Source organism: Salinithrix halophila (assembly GCF_042650125.1).
In the GTDB taxonomy this organism is placed as follows: Bacteria; Bacillota; Bacilli; order Thermoactinomycetales; family DSM-45169; genus Salinithrix; species Salinithrix halophila.
The window spans coordinates 339,350-360,257 of sequence record NZ_JBHSAP010000015.1 but is presented as its reverse complement, the minus strand read 5'-3'; the positions used below and the strand labels follow the sequence as shown (position 1 = coordinate 360,257).

16 protein-coding genes, 1 tRNA gene, 1 rRNA gene and 1 other RNA gene are annotated in these 20,908 nt (G+C 47.1%); 8 read left to right on the top strand and 11 right to left on the bottom strand.

Annotation, left to right across the window (positions count from 1 at the left end; all coding sequences use genetic code 11):
* Nucleotides 1-314: 314 nt before the first annotated feature.
* Complete coding sequence (locus tag ACFOUO_RS11995; RefSeq protein ID WP_380705348.1) at nt 315-2,711, top strand: binary toxin-like calcium binding domain-containing protein; 2,397 nt, start codon at nt 315-317, stop codon at nt 2,709-2,711.
* A gap of 216 nt (nt 2,712-2,927) precedes the next feature.
* Here the strand turns inward: ACFOUO_RS11995 and ACFOUO_RS11990 are convergent, their stop codons facing one another.
* A complete protein-coding gene (locus ACFOUO_RS11990; RefSeq protein ID WP_380705347.1) occupies nt 2,928-3,872 on the bottom strand; it encodes an NPP1 family protein in 945 nt (314 codons plus the stop codon).
* Nucleotides 3,873-4,154: 282 nt separating this feature from the next.
* Between ACFOUO_RS11990 and ACFOUO_RS11985 the strand changes: the two genes are divergently transcribed.
* Complete coding sequence (locus ACFOUO_RS11985) at nt 4,155-6,470, top strand: binary toxin-like calcium binding domain-containing protein (RefSeq protein ID WP_380705346.1); 2,316 nt, start codon at nt 4,155-4,157, stop codon at nt 6,468-6,470.
* Nucleotides 6,471-6,631: 161 nt separating this feature from the next.
* Here the strand turns inward: ACFOUO_RS11985 and ACFOUO_RS11980 are convergent, their stop codons facing one another.
* Nucleotides 6,632-7,057, bottom strand: a complete 426-nt coding sequence (locus ACFOUO_RS11980; RefSeq protein WP_380705345.1) for a hypothetical protein — start codon at nt 7,055-7,057, stop codon at nt 6,632-6,634.
* Nucleotides 7,058-7,233: 176 nt separating this feature from the next.
* Here ACFOUO_RS11980 and ACFOUO_RS11975 point away from each other — a divergent pair, with 176 nt between their 5' ends.
* Nucleotides 7,234-7,653, top strand: a complete 420-nt coding sequence (locus tag ACFOUO_RS11975) for a DUF2283 domain-containing protein (RefSeq protein ID WP_380705344.1) — start codon at nt 7,234-7,236, stop codon at nt 7,651-7,653.
* A gap of 183 nt (nt 7,654-7,836) precedes the next feature.
* Here ACFOUO_RS11975 and ACFOUO_RS11970 read toward each other — a convergent pair whose 3' ends face one another.
* A complete protein-coding gene (locus ACFOUO_RS11970; RefSeq protein WP_380705343.1) occupies nt 7,837-9,339 on the bottom strand; it encodes an L-lactate permease in 1,503 nt (500 codons plus the stop codon).
* 132 nt (nt 9,340-9,471) lie between these two features.
* Here ACFOUO_RS11970 and ACFOUO_RS11965 point away from each other — a divergent pair, with 132 nt between their 5' ends.
* From ACFOUO_RS11965 to ACFOUO_RS11945, 5 genes are all read left to right on the top strand, one after another.
* Nucleotides 9,472-10,020, top strand: coding sequence for a helix-turn-helix domain-containing protein (locus ACFOUO_RS11965; RefSeq protein ID WP_380705342.1), 549 nt, complete (start codon nt 9,472-9,474; stop codon nt 10,018-10,020).
* A 14-nt stretch (nt 10,021-10,034) separates the two neighbouring features.
* Nucleotides 10,035-10,487, top strand: coding sequence for a hypothetical protein (locus ACFOUO_RS11960; protein WP_380705341.1), 453 nt, complete (start codon nt 10,035-10,037; stop codon nt 10,485-10,487).
* Nucleotides 10,488-10,794: 307 nt separating this feature from the next.
* The gene (locus ACFOUO_RS11955) at nt 10,795-11,151 is read left to right on the top strand and encodes a hypothetical protein (protein ID WP_380705340.1); all 357 of its coding nucleotides are present in this window, start codon (nt 10,795-10,797) and stop codon (nt 11,149-11,151) included.
* A 563-nt stretch (nt 11,152-11,714) separates the two neighbouring features.
* On the top strand, nt 11,715-12,671 hold the full coding sequence (locus ACFOUO_RS11950; RefSeq protein WP_380705339.1) for a pyridoxal-phosphate dependent enzyme: 957 nt from the start codon (nt 11,715-11,717) through the stop codon (nt 12,669-12,671).
* Between the two features lie 959 nt (nt 12,672-13,630).
* Entirely contained in the window at nt 13,631-14,014 is a 384-nt protein-coding gene (locus ACFOUO_RS11945) for a hypothetical protein (protein WP_380705338.1), read from the top strand.
* Between the two features lie 125 nt (nt 14,015-14,139).
* Here ACFOUO_RS11945 and ACFOUO_RS11940 read toward each other — a convergent pair whose 3' ends face one another.
* The 8 genes from ACFOUO_RS11940 to ACFOUO_RS11905 form a co-directional block, all read right to left on the bottom strand.
* A complete protein-coding gene (locus ACFOUO_RS11940; protein ID WP_380705337.1) occupies nt 14,140-14,883 on the bottom strand; it encodes a YqjF family protein in 744 nt (247 codons plus the stop codon).
* Nucleotides 14,884-15,480: 597 nt separating this feature from the next.
* Nucleotides 15,481-15,556: transfer RNA gene (locus tag ACFOUO_RS11935), tRNA-Thr, on the bottom strand.
* 20 nt (nt 15,557-15,576) lie between these two features.
* Nucleotides 15,577-15,944: a transfer-messenger RNA gene (gene ssrA / locus ACFOUO_RS11930) on the bottom strand.
* Between the two features lie 100 nt (nt 15,945-16,044).
* Nucleotides 16,045-16,509: an SsrA-binding protein SmpB gene (gene smpB / locus ACFOUO_RS11925; RefSeq protein WP_380705336.1), complete on the bottom strand. Its 465-nt coding sequence runs from the start codon at nt 16,507-16,509 to the stop codon at nt 16,045-16,047.
* 88 nt (nt 16,510-16,597) lie between these two features.
* Nucleotides 16,598-18,865, bottom strand: coding sequence for a ribonuclease R (gene rnr / locus ACFOUO_RS11920; RefSeq protein ID WP_380705569.1), 2,268 nt, complete (start codon nt 18,863-18,865; stop codon nt 16,598-16,600).
* 49 nt (nt 18,866-18,914) lie between these two features.
* Nucleotides 18,915-19,676, bottom strand: coding sequence for an alpha/beta hydrolase (locus ACFOUO_RS11915; protein WP_380705335.1), 762 nt, complete (start codon nt 19,674-19,676; stop codon nt 18,915-18,917).
* Between the two features lie 267 nt (nt 19,677-19,943).
* Nucleotides 19,944-20,060, bottom strand: a 5S ribosomal RNA gene (gene rrf, locus ACFOUO_RS11910).
* Nucleotides 20,061-20,145: 85 nt separating this feature from the next.
* On the bottom strand, nt 20,146-20,787 hold the full coding sequence (locus tag ACFOUO_RS11905) for a DUF4272 domain-containing protein (protein WP_380705334.1): 642 nt from the start codon (nt 20,785-20,787) through the stop codon (nt 20,146-20,148).
* Nucleotides 20,788-20,908 lie beyond the last annotated feature (121 nt).

Genomic DNA, 20,908 nt, shown 5'->3' with positions numbered 1-20,908 from the left:
GGGATTCAAAGTGCCAGATCTGTTGCCATTTCACTGGCTTTTACTGCTCCATCAATTCAGTTCTCCCATCATGTTTGCCGCATCCTTTCGAAAATTATAGATTCCAAATCATCCATTACACAAACATTACAAAAATCGCCCCCCTACTGTCTTGAAATATTTTGATATTGATTGAAAATAAAACCCATGGTATGTTTTTTACAATTAACAGTCAATTACAGGAGGTGTCGTCTACTTTACCAGAACGATTTTGCCTAGTGTGTAATGAAAGTGTAATCATTTGCCTTCAAAACAAAATATGGAGGGAATTTTTGATGAAAACATGGATCGCTCGTTCACTTCTGTGGGTTTCTGTCCTGTCCCTGTTAGCTGGCCCACAGATGGTTTTTGCTGACACCGCAAAGGACAACTTTAATCAATTCGGATGTGCACAGGACCAAAACAAGCCCGATGGAGACTGTGACGGTGATAGAATAACAAATGATTTAGAAGCGAATGGATTTAAAATTGTTAAAGACGGTGATTTCGGTAAAAAAGCTGAGAAATGGAACTCAGGGGACAAGGAAAAGCGTTATGTAACCAACCCCTATAGTAAAAACAGCGATGGGGATCCATACTCCGATGATCAAGAAGTATCCGGAAAGGTACCCGCAGATGTAAAATCCCCCGGAGATGACCCGATGATCCCAGCTTATCCGAAGATCGAAGTTCAATTAAAAGAAATCACGGTCACCACTAAACAAACGATTACTTTTACTGAAGGAGGGGAATTAGCCGAAAATTGGAGCGATACGACCAAGGATGGCTTCAACTTTTCGTCTTCTCCTAAATTAACAAACATGCCAGGAGACCAGGGTGGCTTGCAACCGGAGTTTGGCGTCTCCTTTGGGTACAGCAAAGAATGGTCGAAAACCAAAGGGGGAGAAAAGAAAAATAGTTGGCAAACAGCCAAGGCGAAAGATACTGCCAAGGCCGCTGAGCTTAAATTAAACGTTCAGTACAAAAATACTGGTCTAGCATCGGCAAAAGACGTATCGCCCACTTTTAACATCAAATTGGGCGATAAACTGTTGGGAACGGTGAAAGCTGACCAAGATCGCTTTAAAGCCAATCAATTAGCTCCGAACGAAACCCACCAGGTGCTCATTGACAGCGTGGATACTCGACCCGATGTCAAGATCACTATGTCCTTGGACGAGTTGAAGAAATACGAACAAGGTGTCCCCCTTGTCGTAGAGCATACGGAAACCAAAATGAAATTGGCCGACGGAAAACAGTCAGAGACAAAAGAGGGCTCCGATCAGTCTGCTGATTGGTCAAGCTATCTATCTAAAATTCGAGCTTTGACAGCCCTATTGTCGACGGATACGGGAGATAGACCGGCCACTCGGATGTACGTTCCGAAAGACAACGAAACATCTAAAACCGTTACCGTCTCTGATATCATCAGCCATTCCGGTCTGGATGCCAACAATGCCAATCTCATCGACCATCATCAATTGAATAAAGTCGATACTCAGACTTCCTTGGCCCCTGGCTCTTGGATAGGACTTTACAAGGAAATCAAGAAGCCGAAAGTCTCGTGGGTATACTACAGCAAAGCAGATGGTAAACTCCGGGCCTACTTCACTCCCGGCACCTTGGGATTAAGCAGCTCAGCCATCTATGACCCCGATGGTGCGAAAGTGGAAATGCAACAAAAAGGCTCCTTCACTTTCGTCTCCAAAGATAAAGTGGATATAAAAGCCCTTTCTGATGGGAAAACGAAAAGCTTTCAGTTCGATTTTGGCGCTCTTAATGAAAACGAAAACAACATTGCCGAAACTTTAGCACCGTTAATCATTATCGATGACAAACAAACCGAACAAGAAACCTTGGTAGCCGCTGTGACCGCTACTCCTAAACAGATGAGCGGCTTTGGTACAGATTCACGGAATAGTGCGAGTTTCAGTCTCAAGGGAATCACCTTCCCAAGTGGTACGAAGAAGTTAAAATGGGTTGTCAAAAATAGAGAGGCCGGGGAAAATAGCCCCGATGATATCTCCTTCACCGTCAAGAAAGAGAATGTACCAAATAATGAGCCAACTGTATATGAACCAATCAAAAACAACGCTATAACCAATGATAAAGAGACGAAAGACTCAGCGAATGCCGCGGTTAAAGGAGAGGGCGCGACTACAGACCCAATGAAGTTAGATTATAGCAACTTGTATATTTCGAATGTTAATGGTACACAGAGCCGTTTCATCGTGGAAGTGTATGCCATTCATTCCGGTGAGGCTGAGGGTGGAGATGAAAAAGCAGAGCTCGGAAACGAAAAGGGAGAATTGGTGGCAGCAGTCTCCGCTAAAAATCATGAAGAGATCGCCAGCGGATATTTCAGTCTCACCAACCTCCCAGCCAACACGAAGAGAGTAAAGTTTGTAGTAAGAGGTAGAAAGGAAGTCTTGGAGAAAGAGGTGGAAGGTAAGAAGTATGAGCTAACCTTCGGAGTAAACGAGGAAGTGGATGTCAAGCAACATGTCTACACAAATGTAACAAACGATAGTACCCTAGATTTGAAACAAAGCTTTAAAGGAAATTTGAGACTATATATTGACTCACCCACCTATAAATTAAGGGATGAAAAGGACCATGCCAAATTTATAGACACTAAAGAAAATGAGTTCAAGGGCAGATTCACGGTACTCGTTTATGCCCTTGAGGGGTGAAAAATAACCAGCCACTGAGGTCTATCATCCCATGAATGTTGTGCCACTTTCACTCTTCACGAGGAGTGTGAGTGGCCTTTTTAATGGGTTAGCATAGTCGTTTACCACACAAAAAAACCCTCACCTGACAACCATAAAGTTGAAATGCCGGACCACAGGCACTTCCTTCGCTGTCAAGAGAGGGGGCTTACCTATTCTACGAAAAGGGTTCTGACCTCATTTGTAGGGATTATGCAGGTACGTTTTGCTGAAATCTCCAAGTCCGTCAAAATACTCGTCGACTAAATGCGCCGGGTCTGTTGCCATTTCACCGGCTTTTACTTCTCCATCATTCCAGTCGTCCCATTTCCACGGTGCATGGGCGGCATTGTCTTTGCCGTTATCCCCTCGAAAACTCCCCCAACTGGCGAATGTTTTCGAATCCTTCCGATGTGCCCAAAGCCCGTCCTTTGCAAACACATCGATCAATCGATATTTCACATCCCGATCCTTCCCATGCTCGGGCACTTCACTTTTATCCCCCGGATAATAAATCACCCCATCGCCGCCAGGAAAATCACCGCCCCCCCATGCTTTTAAACCATGCCCTTTCGCTTCTTGAAACGTCGTCGGTCGATCCGATTCGCCCACCTTTTTAAACCGGATGGTTCCATCAATCGTTTCCTTACCGTCGCGAAGGGGGCTGTCTGAGGTTTTATACGCATAAAAATCGTTATGAAAAACGGTCACCATCCCCTCTAACTTTCCGTAAGCGGTTTCATTTTTACGAATCACCATCAGGGCCCCTTCCATGTCGTTCTCATGGGTATCAAGCTCCAATGGATTCCACCACCAATCGACCCAATCCCGGGGATGATAAAAGCCGTACAGCACAAACCAGTGCGTCTTGGTTTCGGACACGGAGTAGTAAACATTTCCTTGCAGCCGCTTTTGATCGTCATCTTGATGTTCCCAATTATTTTTCGTATCCCAGTCTCCATCAAAGTTCACAGCGGATAGATAATCTGCATCATAATCGCTACTGTCTGTGTCCTGATAGTGTACTGGAGCCCACCGATTGGCCAGCTGCGTATCATCGACAGCAGCATCCGCCTCGGGACTTATCAAGATACTTCCCGTGATTAAGATCAAGCAGATGACCACCCATGAAATATGCTTCATCGTCCACATCCTTTCTCATTCACTTAGGTGAATGAATTATTGGATCCTTCGGAATAATAGGGTATCAAATCAACCATTACACTATCATTACAAAAAACAAAAAATAAAAGCTATATAATTTGAAATAATTTCAAATTGATAATTAATAAACTATATGATATATTTTTGTTGCGGATATAACCAAATTAAGGAGGTGTTCACCTACCATCTATAACATTTTTACCTATACTGTAATGAAAGTGTAACGTTTCGCCTTGAAAAAATCATATGGAGGAGTCTTTATTGAAAAATTGGGCAGCTCGTTCACTCCTATGGATTTCTGCGCTATCCCTGCTGGTTAGTCCACAGATGGTTTTCGCCGATAATCAAGGCGATAAAGAAGATAAACCGAATGATCAAACCGCATGCAAAGACGACCAGAAAAAACCCACTGGGGACTGTGACGGTGATAAGATATCCAATGAATTGGAAACGAGTGGATTTAAAATCGCGGATGATGGATTCGGAAAAAAAGTAGAAAAATGGAATCCAGGGGACGAGGCAAAGCGTTATGTAACGAATCCCTTAAGCGCCAATAGTGATGGAGACCCCTATTCCGATCACCGAGAAGTTTTCGGAAAATTGCCACCGGATGTCCAATCTCCCGGGGACGACCCGATGATTGCCGCTTATCCCAAAGTTGAAGTTCAACTAAAAAAAATTACGGTCACTCCGATCCAAACCATTACCGATACGGAAGGGGGCTCCATCACTAAAAGTTGGAGCACCACTACCACGGATCGTGTCGATGTGGGAGGCTCTCTGACAGCAGGGGCGGATGAAAAAGGCGCCAATGTGGGAGGCAGCCTCTCCCTCGGGTACAGCCATGAAACGTCGAACACCAACGGAGAAGATAAACAAATCAATTGGCAAAAAGCCCGAACAGCAGATACTTCCAAAGCCGCTCAACTTCAGTTCCATGTTCAGTACAAAAATACCGGTCTGGCATCGGCTGGCGACGTATCCCCCACGTTTAACCTCAAATTGGGCGATGAACTGTTGGGAACCGTGAAAGCGGAGCAAGAACGCTATAAAGCCAATCTCTTAACGACCAAAAAAGGGGGGAACAACACCCATGAGGTGCTCATTGACAGCGTGGATACTCGGCCCGATGTCAAGATCACCATTTCCTTGGACCAATTAAAAGCATTCCAACAAGGTGTTCCCCTAGTTTTGGAACATACGGCGACGAAAATGAGTTTGAAGAAAAAGAATGACAAGGGAGTCTATGAACATGTAGGAAACTGGGCCGATTATCAATCGGATATTCATGCTTCGACATCCAGATTGGTGACAGACATCGGAGATGTGCCGGAAACTCGGATGTATGTGCCATCATCCAATGTGACAACGAACTTTTTATCGAAGGTTTTTTTGGGACAAATAAAGAGTACGGATCATATGCCGCTATCCGTCCAAGATTTTATGGATCATTCCCAAATTAATTTCACAGGTGCCAAACATTTCATCCACCTTAACCGATTAAAAAACGTCGACAAAACCACTTTCTTGACCACTGGATCTTCTACAGGAATTTACAAAGAAATCAAGAAGCCAAAAGTCTCCTGGGTCTACTATAATACGAAAAATCGTAAACTTCAGGCACGATTCACGCCCGGCACCTTGGGATTAACCAGTCCAGCCATATACGATCCCGACGGGTTGAACGTGAAAATGTCCCCGTCATCAGCAGGTTCCTTCAATTATGTATCCAACGGCAAAGTCGATAAAAAAGCCATTTCCGATGCAAAATGGAAGAAACCGAAGTTTAAGTTCCAGTTCGGAGAGATTGATAAAAATTGCATCATCGAGGGAGTCTTTAACCATAATGGAAAGACGCCTTCTATCATTGTCGATAACAAGCCCGGAGAAAAACAGACCTTGGTAGCCACCGTGACCTCCGGTTCTGAACCACAAAAAGGACAAAATAGCCGTTCCAGCGGGAACTTCAGTATCGACAGCCTACCCGCAGGAACTAAGAAGTTAAAATGGGTCGTTGAAGGTGAAGGCGCTAGTTCCATCAAATATACGGTCAAGGAAGACAAATCTTCAGCCAACGATAACGTGTTTTGGGAAAGTCTCACCAATGGGATCGAAACCAATATCAAGAAAAGTAGAAGTTTGTATATTGCGGATCCTAAGAATGCAACGTCGAATTTTAAGGTAAAAGTGTACGCCATTCACCCCGATACGGACCAAACAGGAAATCCCGATGGTAGGGAGGAAGAACCTGAGGGGGATTTGATCGCCTCAGTCACTTCCGAAACCCAACCTCAATCCGGCCAATCCCATCGCTCCAGCGGGAATTTCAGTATCGAAAACCTCCCCCCTGGCACCAAAAAACTGAAGTGGGTGGTAAAAGGTGCGGAGGGCGTCAAGTTCAATATCAAGGAAGATAAATCCGTTTTGAAAGACCCTACCCACTTTACCGGTATAAGCAACGGTATGGAGACAGACGTAAAACAGGGAAGAAACTTTTACATTGCGGATCCTTCCTTTGCCGACGGGATGCCTCATAAACCCGGTACCTTTACGGTGTCGGTCTACGCCCTTTACTAACAGCTAACCCATGAATGTTGTGCCACTTTCACTCTTCACGAGGAGTGTGAGTGGCCTTTTTATTGCGTCAGCCGTTTCCAAATAAAAAAGACCCGGCCCCAATTGGAGACCGGTAAGGATATCGGTATGGCATTGCGTTTCCTGATGGATAGGAGCTTTCGTCAATCCCCCGGAGGGCCGAGGATTTCCTTGATCTTCCCGTTTTTGGCGGTCAAATGATAAGCTGCCAGTTGCCCTTCATGGATGATCTCATCGTCATACAATTCCAAGCGAATGTCTTTTACTTTGTCTCCATTGTAATCCATGAACGACCACTCCGGGAAACCGCCCGTGGCTGGCTTAAATTTCATTGTTTTTTTGTGGGCTTTATCTACGACCACAAGGTAACGCACAAAGGCGTCATCCCATGTTTTTTCCCCGAGCAGTTTGACCACATCCGCTTTTCCGTCCCCGGTTACATCCACTTTCTTTTGTGCAACAACTTCATTTTTGACCGCTTTGTGCTCTGCTGCAAAAGTCGGAGAAACCGTAAAGGTGAGTAAAGCAACGCCACCAAGGGCTGCAGCCATGATTTTTTTAGCGTTCATCCGAATCACCTGCCCTTTCTTGTATTATAATGAAAGTTTATAACGGAAACCAAATAAGAAAAAGCGGCTGAAGTTGAACGGTATGTCTCCTTTTTTCTACTCCAATTTTCAGATAAGGATTAATCCCTAATTTATATGTCCCTTTCAACTTGGTTTAAAAAAGAAGGAGCTTTCCCATGACCTTTCCTCAAATGTCGACGATCACCTTCGATACGGAAGCAGAATTGGCCTATCTATATCTCGTTCAGAGCTCTACTAGAGGTATTGTTTCCGTCACGGAAGACTTGGACGAAGAGTCGGATCTCATGCTGGATTTTGACAAATCAGGGCGTATCATCGGAATTGAATTTTTTGGGAGTACGGCACTCCAACTCAAAAGCCTCGCAAACATAAAAGGTATACTCACAAAAGAAAGGAAAGGAGACCAATCAAGCTATTCCTTTCGCCTATCGGATAAGAAGCCTGAAAGGTCGATTGAAAAGAATGGTCTCATTTTTTATTTCTCAGGGAAAACGAATGATTTTCTCGGGTTCGATATTGTGGACATTAAGTTATATGGAGAGAAAGTATTGGATTCCATCACTACTTTCCCTTAAAAGGAATCGAAAAACACCGGAAAGGGGATTTGGGATAAGATTGGTTATCCGCAACCATAGGAGGTGCTTCCCATCCGCATCCTCGGATCTGTAATCGTCTTGATTCTAGCACTAATCGTCGCTTATTCCTTTCTAACCGACTCTCTCCCCTGAATGGCCCGCATTTTGCGGTTCGTTTTTTATCTAGAACCATTGAGCTGCTAGAATGCCAAGTATGAGAAGAACCACCGTCCCTAACCCGATGAAAGTAATGGTTCGTAACAATTGGTTTTCTTGCTCAGGAATCCCTCCAATCGATGCAGCAAGTAGAACTCTGGACGGACAAGCCATGATGAGGTGTGAGGAACTCGTATTCTGGGCATAGGCAAAAAGATCGGGACTCATTTGTAGGTGCTGAGCAGTCTGCAGTTGTAAACGGATAAACATCGCGTTCGAGCCTGTATTGCTCCCTGTGAGAAACCCGCCCAGACCTCCAATTACAGGGGAAAGATAAAGTAATACTGGGCCAAAAAAAAGTGCAGCAGAGCTAGACAATAATTGGGTCATGCCAGCTTCGGCCATGATTTGGGACATCACCACAAACCCTAGGGTGGACAAGAGCACGGGTCTCAACTGCTTTAGACTCTGTTTGATACTTTTTTGAACCGTGGGCAAAGACAATTTAAAAGCGAAAATGGAGAAAATACAGACTAGGAAGAGATAGAATCCAGGAGAATACAACAGAGGTAGCTTAAAATGGTATGTAGGAAAGTGCAATACACCAGTGCGGCTTAGATACTGTGCAATCGAGGGAACCAGACGGGACACAAGCAGCAGCGCAATTAAGAGCATATAGGCACTCATCGCTTGAAAAATGGATAATCGGGTTTCGATCTCCCCTGTAGCGGTTTCGAGTTTTTGGGAAAGATCTATTGGTCGTCTTTGCGACCATCGGATAAAGAGCAACTCCACAGCAAGAGCGACAAAAGCTCCAAATACGCCAGCTAACTCTACACTGACAAAGGAATTAAAGAACCAAATCCCTCCCGACAATAAACTACTAACTAAAAGCACCTCAAAGAAATGTTTTCGTAAGGCCGAAAAGCCTCCACTAACGAGAACCATCAGACAGGCAAAGTAAAAAAAAGTAGGGACTGATAAGATGGCACTTCCGGTTCCTAGGCGTTGCAAGGGATAGTCAGCCAAGTTAGCACCAATCACCGTACCGGTAGCCAATGCTCCCCAAGGTACGGCGGTCAAGCTAATCAAGGAGATAAGAGTCGCTTTAAAGCGATCAAAACCGAGGGAGATCAGAATAGGAGCAATCACGATCATTGCGAGTCCAAACCCGCTGGCCGATTCCAGCAATGGGGAGAATGCAACGGCCAAAAGCAGGACTTGCCGCGTAGGGTGATGCGTCGCTTGAGCCACAAAAGCAGCAATGGTTTGGATGGCTCCTGCTTCGTTCATCAAATGGAACAAGAGAATACCGAAAATTAAAACATAAACCACGACTGAAGTAGTAAGCATCCCTTGAATGCCTGCGTCCAACAGTTGGGATCCATTTAAGGAAAATGAGCGCGACGTCAAGGACACCACCGATGCAGTCACACAGGCTGCAACCCCTGCCTCTACGGCTGATCTTTTGAAAATGAACAGCAAAACCAATACAATCAAAATAGGTAAGAGGGAAAGGACAAGATTCATGTCGGATCATCTCCACATCTTGTTGTATACTATAGGAGAAATCATATAGGAGATTATACACATGAATCACCCTGAAGTCAAAGGGATAAACGTCGAGTCTATATCTACTATAGTGATCAAGGGGCGCGCAAAATGGAAATTGGTCAACGTTTAAAGCAACATCGGTTAGAAAAAGGTTATTCCCTGCAAGAGCTGTCTGATCGATCGGGGGTCAGCCGCTCCATGCTTTCCAAAATTGAAAGAGGAGAAAAGAATCCTACCATCAACTTACTGTGTGAGATCGTAGAGGCTTTACAAATCACCATATCCCAAGTCATTGATGAACCTACCCAACGGGAGGTAATTGTAACAAGGAAGGATAAGCGGCCCGTGTTATACGATGAAAACTCGGGGCTGGCGCGACACTTACTCTCTCCAACGCTTCCCTCTAAAGGCATCGAGTTTGTGTTGAATATTCTTCCGAAAGGACATCAAACCGGTAATTTTCCTGCGCATCAAAAAAACGTCCGAGAACACATCTTTGTGGACTCGGGTAAACTCAAAGTTATCCTGGATAATACGGATAGTTTCTTTTTAGAAGCGGGTGATTCGATTTATTTCGAGGCGGATGTCAAACATGGATTTGTGAATATCGGAGAATCGGATTGTCGTTATTTTCTCGTTATATCATCGGTGGAATGAAGGGGGAAATGCTGGTGCAAGATCATTTGAAAGACTTGTATAACCCCCCGTTTTTTGAACGCTTTTCTGAGGTATTGAAAAAAGCCCATCCTTCCTTTGATCATTCTCGATTTTGCAAGCTTATCTTTGACCAGGAATGGGAAACCCGAGCGTTCAAGCAACGAATCGGTCATATCAGCCTTTGTTTACACGAGACATTGGGAATGAATTATATGGATGGTATATCATTGTTGAAATCGATTGCAAGGCAATGCCGCGGGTTGGAATACTTGTTTTTCCCCGATTACGTAGAGGTATACGGTTTGGAAGATTGGGAGCGATCGATGGCAGCATTGGAGCAGTTTACCGCCTTCTCCAGTTCGGAGTTTGCAGTCCGTCGCTTTATCCTTCACTCCCCGGAACACTATGCTGTCTCAAATGATGGACTGGGCTCATCATCCCAACCACCATGTTCGAAGGCTGGCTAGTGAAGGTTGCCGACCTCGACTGCCGTGGGCCAAACCGTTACGAATCTATCAAGAAGACCCAACACCCCTTCTTCCGATCCTGGAAACCTTAAAAGCCGATGAATCTGAATATGTTCGAAGAAGCGTATCGAATCACTTCAACGACATATCCAAGGACCACCCCAACCTTGTCTTAGAACTCGCGCGCCAGTGGACAGGGACCAACCCCCATACTGATTGGATCCTCAAACACGGTTGTCGCACCTTATTAAAAAAGGGAAACGCTGATCTTTCCCTGAAAAGCCGACATATTCGGCTAGGTGATTCCTTGCAGTTTACTTTTCAATTAGGCAACCAAGCCTCCTTTCCTCAAAAAATCCGTTTAGAATACGCCATTGATTATGTTAAAGCAGACGGGAAACCTTCTCGAAAGGTTTTCAAGATATCCGAGAGGAACTGTCCATCCGGAAACATGGAAATCGTAAGGAGGCAACCGTTCAAAGATTTGACGACCCGAAAACATTATGAAGGTTGGCATCGCTTCTTTATCATAGTGAATGGTCAGCCGTTGGCGGAAGAGACGTTTTATTTAAAGGTAGACTCCATTGGGCGTAATATCGGGCTTACGGATGCTCCTATGACTGATATTAACGCCTATATCTTTTATGGAAAGTCTACAACTTGATTGTGTGGAAATGCCCAGAGGGTTTCCCTCTGGATGTAAGTTTTTGCTGCCCCACGTTTTATGGATTGCCTCACCCTTCCCCAAAAATCTCGCAAGGCTCCTCGGAGATCCATCCCCTGACTTCCCAGACAGACCATGTCCACGAACTGTTAACCTCCTGTTTCTGTGGTTGGGAATGAAGCTGTTTCCACCAATCAAGAGGGCTTTGTGAAAAGCCATGAAAAATAAAATAGGCTATCCTGATGGATTACCCGCTTCTACCACATACAGAACATGGCCACTGTTCCCGAAATATAGCGTGTTATCATTTTGTAATCCCCTATCGATAAAAAAACGGGGGTACCACGACCAATGCAGATAGGTTGCCCCCCCCCAAAAAAAAGCACCCCCTAAACATTGTAGTTCGAAGGGCTGATCTTATAAAAAACAGAACTAAAAGGCATTCTATAATAATCCCATAACCCTTACAATATAATATATCTATGTAATACATGAACGGTTGTTTAAGGAGACCCTATAAGTCTAACAAGCATACCAATCCCATAAAAAAGAGGGTGTTCAGATTGAACCTGCCATTGAGTTTTACCGATGTTCTTCGAGCCAAGGAAAGATTGGATGGAATCAGTCATAACACCCCCATCATCACATCTCGTACTCTCAATAGTCGGGCGGGGTGTGAGGTTTTCCTTAAATGCGAGAACCTACAAAGAGGCGGTGCTTTTAAGTTTCGTGGAGCCTATCATACGATTAGTCGTCTATCGACTGAGGAAAAAGAAAGAGGTGTGATCGCTTTCTCCTCCGGCAACCATGCTCAAGCGGTGGCCTTGGCTTCTTCACTGTTGAAGGTACCGGCGGTTCTTTGTATCCCCAAAGACGCCCCCAGGATCAAAGTGGAAGCCACCCGGGAGTACGGAGCAGAAATCGTTTTTTATGATCGGTTTTCGGAAGACCGAGAGAAGGTGGCTACCCGATTAGCTGAAGAGCGGAAACTCACCCTGATCCCACCTTATAATCATCCTCATATCATGGCCGGAGCGGGAACAGCCGCGCTAGAGCTCTTGCGGGAAGTTCCAGACCTGGATACTGTCATCACCCCCGTTGGAGGCGGAGGGCTTTTATCCGGCACCTGTATCGCAGCCAAAGGGGTGTCTTCGGGAATACGACTATTCGGCATCGAACCGGCAGACGCAAACGACACAAAACAATCCCTCACCGCTGGGAAACGGGTAAGCATCCCTGCCCCCCGTACCATCGCTGACGGTCTTCGGAACACGATGCCTGGCGAGTTAACCTTTCCGATCATCCAACATTATGTGGAGTCTCTTTTAACTGTAACCGAAGAAGAGATCCTGGAAGCGCTCCGTTTTTCCCTGTTCCGATTAAAGCTAGTGGTGGAACCCTCCGGTACTGTTCCCCTGGCCGCTCTTTTGTTCCGCCGGGTACCAAATACGATCCGGCGAATCGGTGTGATCATTAGCGGTGGCAACATCGATCCTAAGACGCTAGCGAAGCTCCATTAAGGTCCCTCCAATAGCTGATATCTGCGCTGGCAAAAGGAATCCGCCGGCAAATTCACCAGGAAAAAAGGTACCAAACGGCTGTGAACCCTTTCCCTACCCCCCACTGCTCCCTTATAACTTTCCGTACAACCTAGACGAAACAAGCATATCCATGATATTCTGTGGATAGAAATAGTAACGGCGGCAGGGATGCACCCCTACCGCCGGGTAGCTGCCGCAGACGAGCGGCCACAGTGTTGACGAGAAGTAACCCGTACACCTTCACCACTAGGGCGGGTTACTTCTTTTTAAGTGCCCGATACGCAACGTAGACAGCTAATGCTTGTACAACAACACCAGCCACCTTGGCGATCAGGCTAAGAAGCTCCATGGCCTCACCCCCTCTCTGAAGAGGGTCGTGTGGCCGCCCGCCCTTGGCTACTACCATGGTCTATTTTACCATACCATTTGTTGGGCGTGGACTCATATTTCAAGCATCCTCAAATCCTTCTGAGGGTGCTTTATTAATATCCCCCGACCACCGTCCTGGCGACCACCACCTTAAGTCTCAAAAATAAAAAAGGGCGAGATAGGCAATGCCCAACTCACGATTAATGGATTAACCTACTTTTTTGCTTCCTTCTCAAGTTCAGCTATTACACCTTTCGCTACATTTTCCGAACAGTTAGCTTCTTTCTTTAATTACCCAATCTCTGGAATTGTCCCTGTATCACTCCATATGCGGTTAGCAACTTCCTTACATACTTCAGCCTGAGATTTTCGATCTCTTCCTGAAGTCGTTCTTCGATTTCCAACGGCATTCCCGAGCAAATCTTGAAAAAAACAGCTTAAATCCGATACTTTTCCATTTTTTATGAATGCCCTTCATTTCGATTCGTTTGAATTTTTGTAAATATATGTTTTGCATGATTTCGTTTGTTCCGATACAATAGTTCTATAACAGAAGAAGAGGTGAAACAATGAACAAGTTTAAAAAATTGATTGTGCCAATGACTGCATTTGCATGCGCTTTGGCTATGTTTGTTGCTGTTCCATTTGCATCAGCCAACGGATGGCAATATGTAGGTGAAGAAACCGTTTATAAGTATGGAGACAATTGGGATTCTGGCGGAGGTTACTGGAAAGTATCAAGTAGTTCATACAATACCGCTTGCGTGAAATATGAGCTTTGGGAGTATGATCCTTATGATGTCAATGATTACATAGGGACTCGCTCTGTATGCCCTGGTGGCTATGATACGTTTAATGTAAGTGGATTTACTGACGGTGGCGGTCAAGCAGAACTAATAGTTAAGAAACTAAACTATACAAACACCCCTACACGTTTAATTTATCACGACTGATCGAAAGCAAGCTAGCGTTAAGCTGGCTTGCTTTTTTATTACGCCAAAACAGGCCATTAGCAGCCTCTCCATCGACTGCAAGGAAGCGTGCAGGGATGATTGGTACCCAGGAGCAATCATCCCTATCAATTACCTATTACACAAAAGTGTTGCCAAGCCAACACATTTATACTATTGGCATAATGAAGTAGTGGTCTTTGATTTTTTGGAATCGAAATCCTCCATGGATCCACCATGGTATTATGAATAAACTCAGCTTCTGCATGTTGAAGTGGCCAAGGTAAATGATGAATATTTGTACGGAATAATTTTTTATGGTAAGTCGTGTACAAACAGTATCGTTCCATTAACCAATAATCTAATGAGTCTTTCTGCGCAAAAAACACGTCGGAGACAGGTTTGTATAGACAATGAAACTCAGCCTTTGGAGTATTCCGATGGGTTCGTTTGCTTTTAAACTCAATCTCCTCTTCCTTCTGGGCCAAGCACATTCTAGCATTAAGATAGGGTAAGTGATAAATAGAACGGGCAAAGACTACAGCCAAAGGGTTGGCGGCATCACAACTGAAGAAAAATACCCCTGGTTTGCCTTGATAGATAACATAGGTTCTTACGTTAAGTTCAGGAAATAAATTAGCCAAGGGAAACGCAGGTAACAAGCGCAATTGAATATCCGACATCTCAAATGGAACTACGCTAATCCATGCTTGATTATCAAAAGTATCGATCTCCAAAATAGGGGGAACTAAATCTCGGATCTGATCGACAGAAACAGGCCAATGACTGAATAAAGCCTTTCCCCACGTTTGAGACATGACCCAAGGTTTCTTTGGAAGTTTCCAAGGACGATGACTCGTTTGGTTCAGCATAAGCATGGTCTCCTCATAAGCAAGTCTACCTATATTCATCGCTGAGATCTTTCACTTCGACATCCGGTCTTACGAGAAGATAGGCATCTTACCCGTGGTGCTAATACCCCAACCCGAGATGTAGTTGGCTATGTCCCGGAAATCGTGGAAATGAAAGTGGCGGTCTCCTGAACCGTTTGGTATAACGGTGGCGGGCAAACCAACCGACACCATGTCTATGGTACAAGAAAAGCAAGGAAAGAACCAGAGCACAATCAACTTGCAGCTAAATATGGAAGAGATTCTGTCGACGGCAAAAGAGGGTCTACTTGCCCTTGGTGTCAACCCGGGATTACAAGTCCTCCAGGCTATACCATCCGACACGGAAAAGAGAGTGTCTTGGGCGGATAAAAAGTTGTGGAAAAGCCACGGGTTCGATCCGGTTAGGGGGAAGAACTTAAGGGAAGGACCTAAGTACATATTTTAAATATCTAACAGACATAAATAGGGATTAATTGCTTCGGCACAGGTCAATAAAAAAGGCAACGCCCCGATATTGAAGTAAGCATTAAATACAAATAAAAAAAGAACAGGTTTGTCCTGCTCTTTTTCACTTTATGGTGCTGATGGAGGGACTCGAACCCCCGACCCCTTCATTACGAGTGAAGTGCTCTACCAGCTGAGCTACATCAGCGTGCTGCTTTTTTAATTAAATGGTGGAGGCGAGCGGGATCGAACCGCTGTCCGAAGACATCGCCACGTCGACTTCTCCGAGCGCAGTCACCGTATTGATAGTTTCGCTCTTCGGACTGCCCGGTGACAGGCGTTCCGAAGACCTAGCCGTCTTGGTTTCGCATCACGGGCGACGGCGCACCGGTCAGCTAACCCGCTGAAGTTATGAGACCCGAGTACACCACACGGGCGATGGGGCATCGGATCCTGACTGACTTAGATTAAGCAGCCAGAGCGTAAGATTCTTGTTTGCCAGTTACATTTGGCGATCTGCGTTTTTGACGAAGGACGCAGCCCCTCGGCTCGCTTACGACGCTCGATCTGTCTCCGTCGAATCCAAAAACGCCCCCGGATTCAACTGAGGCACATTTTGAGCGCCAACAAAAAGCATTATACCATCTTATCGGCTTCCTGTAAAGACTAGAAAAGAATATTTTGACCCGGGCCCGGTTATCGCATCCGTTCTTTGAGCTCCCGCTGAATCTCCCGTTGGGCGTCTCGTTTGGCAATCGCCTGCCGCTTATCGTGCAGCTTTTTCCCCTTCGCCAAGGCCAGCTGGACTTTAGCGAAGCCGTGACGTAGATGGAGATCCAGCGGAACCAAGGTGAACCCTTTTTGTTGGGTGAGACCGATCAGTTTACTGATCTCCCCTTTGTGAAGGAGGAGTTTCCGGGTCCGGGTCGGTTCATGATTATAGCGATTCCCCTGTTCAAAGGGGCTGATGTGCATGTTGAGAAGGAACACCTCGCCTTTATCGATCAGGGCGTAGCTGTCCTTCAGGTTGACCCGCCCTTGGCGGATCGATTTGATCTCCGTCCCGGTGAGCACGATGCCCGCCTCGAAGGTTTCCTCGATGTGATAATCGTGGAGCGCTTTTTTGTTACGCGCGACCACCTTGACACCGCCTTTCGGCATCATGCTCACCCCCGTTGTTTTGAAATCGGCATCTTTTAGTATACCAACGGGGAAGGACGGGCGTCAATACGGGGGTACAGGGGGCGGATTATTTCTTTCGACTCCGGCCTGGCTTCCCTTTTCCTCTTGGAGAGAAGCCGCCGCCCCTTCGATCCCGGTCGCCACCCTTTCCATTGGACGGTTTCCGTCTGGACGGCCCTGCTCCGGAAGGGCGTTTGCGGGGTCGAGGCAAGGGACGGGATTGGCCGTCTTCTTCATCGCCCATCAGTTCGAAGTCCACCTTGTGTTCGTCGAGATTCACCCCGATAACCCGGATGGTCACCTTGTCGCCGATACTGTAGACTTTTCCCGTTCGTTCACCGGTCATGCGGTAGGTTGTATCGTCATAGTGGTAGTAATCGTCGGTCATATAGCTGACGTGTACCATGCCCTCGACGGTGTTGTCCAGTTCGACGAACATGCCGAAAGAGGTGACACTGCTGATAACGCCTTCGAAGGTTTCGCCGACCTTGTCTTCCATAAACTCGGCCTTTTTCAGGTCGTCGGTCTCCCGCTCGGCGTCGATAGCGATCCGCTCCCGCTCCGAGGTGTGCTGTCCCGCTTCTGGGAGCCATCCGGCGAAGTGGGTTTTCCGCTTTTCCGGGAGATCTTTGCCGTTGTGTTCGAACACTTCGCGCATGATTCGGTGGATAATCAGGTCAGGATAACGACGGATCGGAGAGGTGAAATGGGAGTAGAAGGTGGCAGCCAGGCCAAAGTGACCCAGACACTCAGCAGAATATTTGGCCTGTTGCATCGAACGCAGCATGACGGTGCTGATCACCTGCTCTTCGGGCTTGCCTTGGACCTTCTCCAGCAATTGCTGCAACACCCGGGGTTTGATCTTATCCGACCGGCCGGTAGCAGTATGACCGAAAATGGTGATGAACTCGAAGAAGGATTGGAGCTTCTCCGGGTTTGGATGCTCGTGAATCCGATACATGAAGGGGACCTTCAACTTGTAAAAGTGTTCTGCTACCGTTTCGTTAGCAGCGAGCATAAACTCCTCGATCATCATTTCAGCGATCGTGCGGGGCCGCTTCACGATGGCGATAGGCTGCCCCTGCTCGTCCACCTTGATCTTGGCCTCTGGAAAATCGAAGTCAATCGCTCCCCGTTCAAAACGGCGGTTACGGAGAATATCCGCTAGCTCGGCCATCAGTTGAAAATGAGGAACAAGAGGCTCATAGCGCGCAATCAGCTCTTCATCCTGATCGATGAGAATTCGCTTGACATCATCATAAGTCATCCGCTCATTGGTTCGAATCACACTAGGATAGATCTCATGATGGATCACATTCCCCTTGCTGTCCATCTCCATGTCGCAGGTCATGGTGAGCCGGTTCACCTGGGGGTTTAGGGAGCAAATACCGTTTGAAAGGCGCTGGGGCAGCATCGGAATCACCCGATCAACCAGGTAGACGCTGTTTCCTCGCTCATAGGCCTCCCTGTCGAGGGCACTTCCCTCTTTCACATAATAACTAACATCTGCAATGTGAACCCCCAGCCGGATACGTCCGTTTTCCAGTCGTTCGACAGAGACAGCGTCGTCCAAATCCTTGGCATCCGCCCCGTCAATGGTTACCATCACTCGATCACGCAGATCGCGGCGGTCTTTGATCTCCTCTTCAGAGATAGTCTCCGGCACTTTCTCCGCTTCCTGTAACACATCTGCGGGAAAATTTTCAGGTAATTGATACTTGCGGATGACAGAGAGGATATCAACGCCGGGGGCATCTTTTTGACCGAGGACTTCAATGATTTCTCCCTCAGCGCTCCTTCGTCCCTCAGGATAAGCGGTCAATTTGACAACCACTTTATCCCCTTCTTTGGCTTGCCCTTTGGCGCCCTTAGGGATAAAGATATCCGCCGACAATCGCTTGTCATCGGCAACGACGAAGCCGAAATGCTTGGAGTCGGTGTAAGTCCCCACCACCTGGGTTCTGCCCCGCTTCAGAATGCGTACGACTTCTCCCTCTGGACGTTTCCCTTCCTCCTGGCCTTCGATGCGAGCGAGAACGGTATCCCCGTCCATGGCCCCGTTCATTTGGTTTCCATGAACGAACAGGTCCGTGTCATAAGGCATCTCCGCGTCGGGAATGACGAAGCCGAACCCCTTGGCGTTGCCCTGTAACCGACCGCGCATCAAGTTGAGTCGTTCCGGCACCCCATAGCGGTTGACGCGGGTCCGTACAATCCGCCCTTCTTCCTCCAGCCCGTTGAGCAACCCCCGGAATGACTCCTGTTCGGGTGTTTCCACTTCAAGGGCTTGCTGCAATTCCTCTAATGTCATTGGCTTGTATGCCGTTTTCAGCATAAATTCAATAATATCGCGTTCTTCAACCACGCTGATGCTCCTTTCCCATTCAGGGATTGTCCGTCGTTCCGGCTACCCGCTTCACAAAGGCACCGATCTCGTCAAATAGATGCTCCCTCTCTCTGTCAAGGGTAATGATGTGACTCGACTTTTTAAACCATCGGATCTCTTTGTCAGGGGAGGCAATGCTTTCATATATGTAGGAGGCGCTCTTGGGCACAACCGTCTCATCTTTCTCTGCCTGAACCACTAGCGCCGGAACCCGCACCTCATGAAGGTGGGTGCGGACATGGCGGACCAACCTGCAAAGGGAGGAAACACACTTTAACGGAGTTCGGTCGTAAGGGACCAGGTGCTCCTCGATATGAAGGGGTTTCCCCCCTCCCCGCTTCATATAAGGCTTTACAAAATGGACCATCCCGGCAAGATGCGCCCGCTTGTCCCGCAGCCAGACGGGAGCACAAAGGGATACCACTCCGGCTAGAGGTTTGGTTCGAGCCAAGTTAAGAGAGAGACTCCCTCCCATAGAGAGGCCGACGACAACAATCCGATCGACTCCGCTCTCCTTGATCCGTTCGTAGCCTTCCAGGGTACTATCCCACCAATCTGTCCAGGAAGTACATACCATCTCTTCCGGTGTCGTCCCATGGCCAGCTAAGAGCGGGGCGTAAACGGTGTAACCTTTCTTTTTCAGGTAATCCCCCAATGGCCTCATTTCCGACGGAGTACCCGTAAACCCATGAACCAGTAGGATCCCAGTTCTTCCCCCCTTATAAAAGAAAAGGTCGGGTGAACGGCGTTGGATTTTCATGAAGCAAGCCTCCTGCCAATCTGTTCGATTGGCACCTCTGTTTGAACTGTTCCCCGTCCCTCCCCTGCTTACACCCGGGTTGGTTTTTACGGCGGCATTTAGTAACATTTTGCTCCAAAATCCGTCCTTTATAACCGTAGACAGAGGCACCAATCCCTTGCATACCGTAAATCAAGAGTATCACAAGACAAACCGCTGGTGGAATGGTTTTCCGGGAACCCCGTTAAAAACAAAAAAGCACCCGCCGATAGCGGGTGCTTTTTTATCGCCTGGCAACGTCCTACTCTCCCAGGGGCTCGCGCCCCAAGTACCATCGGCGCTGGAGGGCTTAACTGCCGTGTTCGGGATGGGAACGGGTGGATCCCCTCCGCTGTCACCACCAGACAAATGTTATAATATCATGTTTGATTGGTTTTGGCAAGAGGAGAATGAAAAAAAGGAGGTTGCTCCGCATCCTCCTTCCTCCGGATCATCTCCAGTCCTGATCATTGATTAACCAGTTGAGTGCTTCATGCCATTGCCAAGCAACCGCTGGCTCATACCCGCCAGGGACGGGTTCCCCTTCTTTTCGCTGTTCCCCTGCCCACAGAAGGCGGCGAAGCCAGTCCAGCTCATCCAGGATCTCAGAGACCGGTCGGAGACGTGCTTCCTCTAAGTAGGGTCGCACCGGTTCATCCAATCCAGGCAGACATTCTTTTACCAGAGGAGCATCGCACTCCTCTGCAGGAAAACCCAGCTTTTCTGCTTTCCCCAAGGCCCACAAAAGTGCCCACAAGGCTTCCATGCGCCAAGTAAGCGGATGGGACTCCAGCTCGTTCAACTGCCGTTCCTTTTCCGCCGGGTCGAGGGAGGAGACGGGTAACTGAAAAATGGGTTTCTCCTCAGGACTGATTTGGGCCCACAACCCTTCCTTCTCCACCCACCGGACGACCCGTGCCGGATCATCATGAAAAATGACCCCTTGCAGCGCGTAAAGAATGACCGATCTTGCAGCCGTCTCTTCCGCGTTCCGCAGGTGAACATCTCCCTCTCTTTCAATCACCGGCAGCGTCTCATCTACCGGTACCCCTTGTTGGCGAAGTCTCTCTTCCGACCGGATTTTTCTGTCCATTGCCGTGTCCATCTGGAAACCCATGCCGACATCCTTTCCCTGTTAACCTCGATAGGACGATTTTCCACAAAATAAAGGCTTCCGTCCATAGAGGAAAAGATATATTTTTCATCCTTGTCGG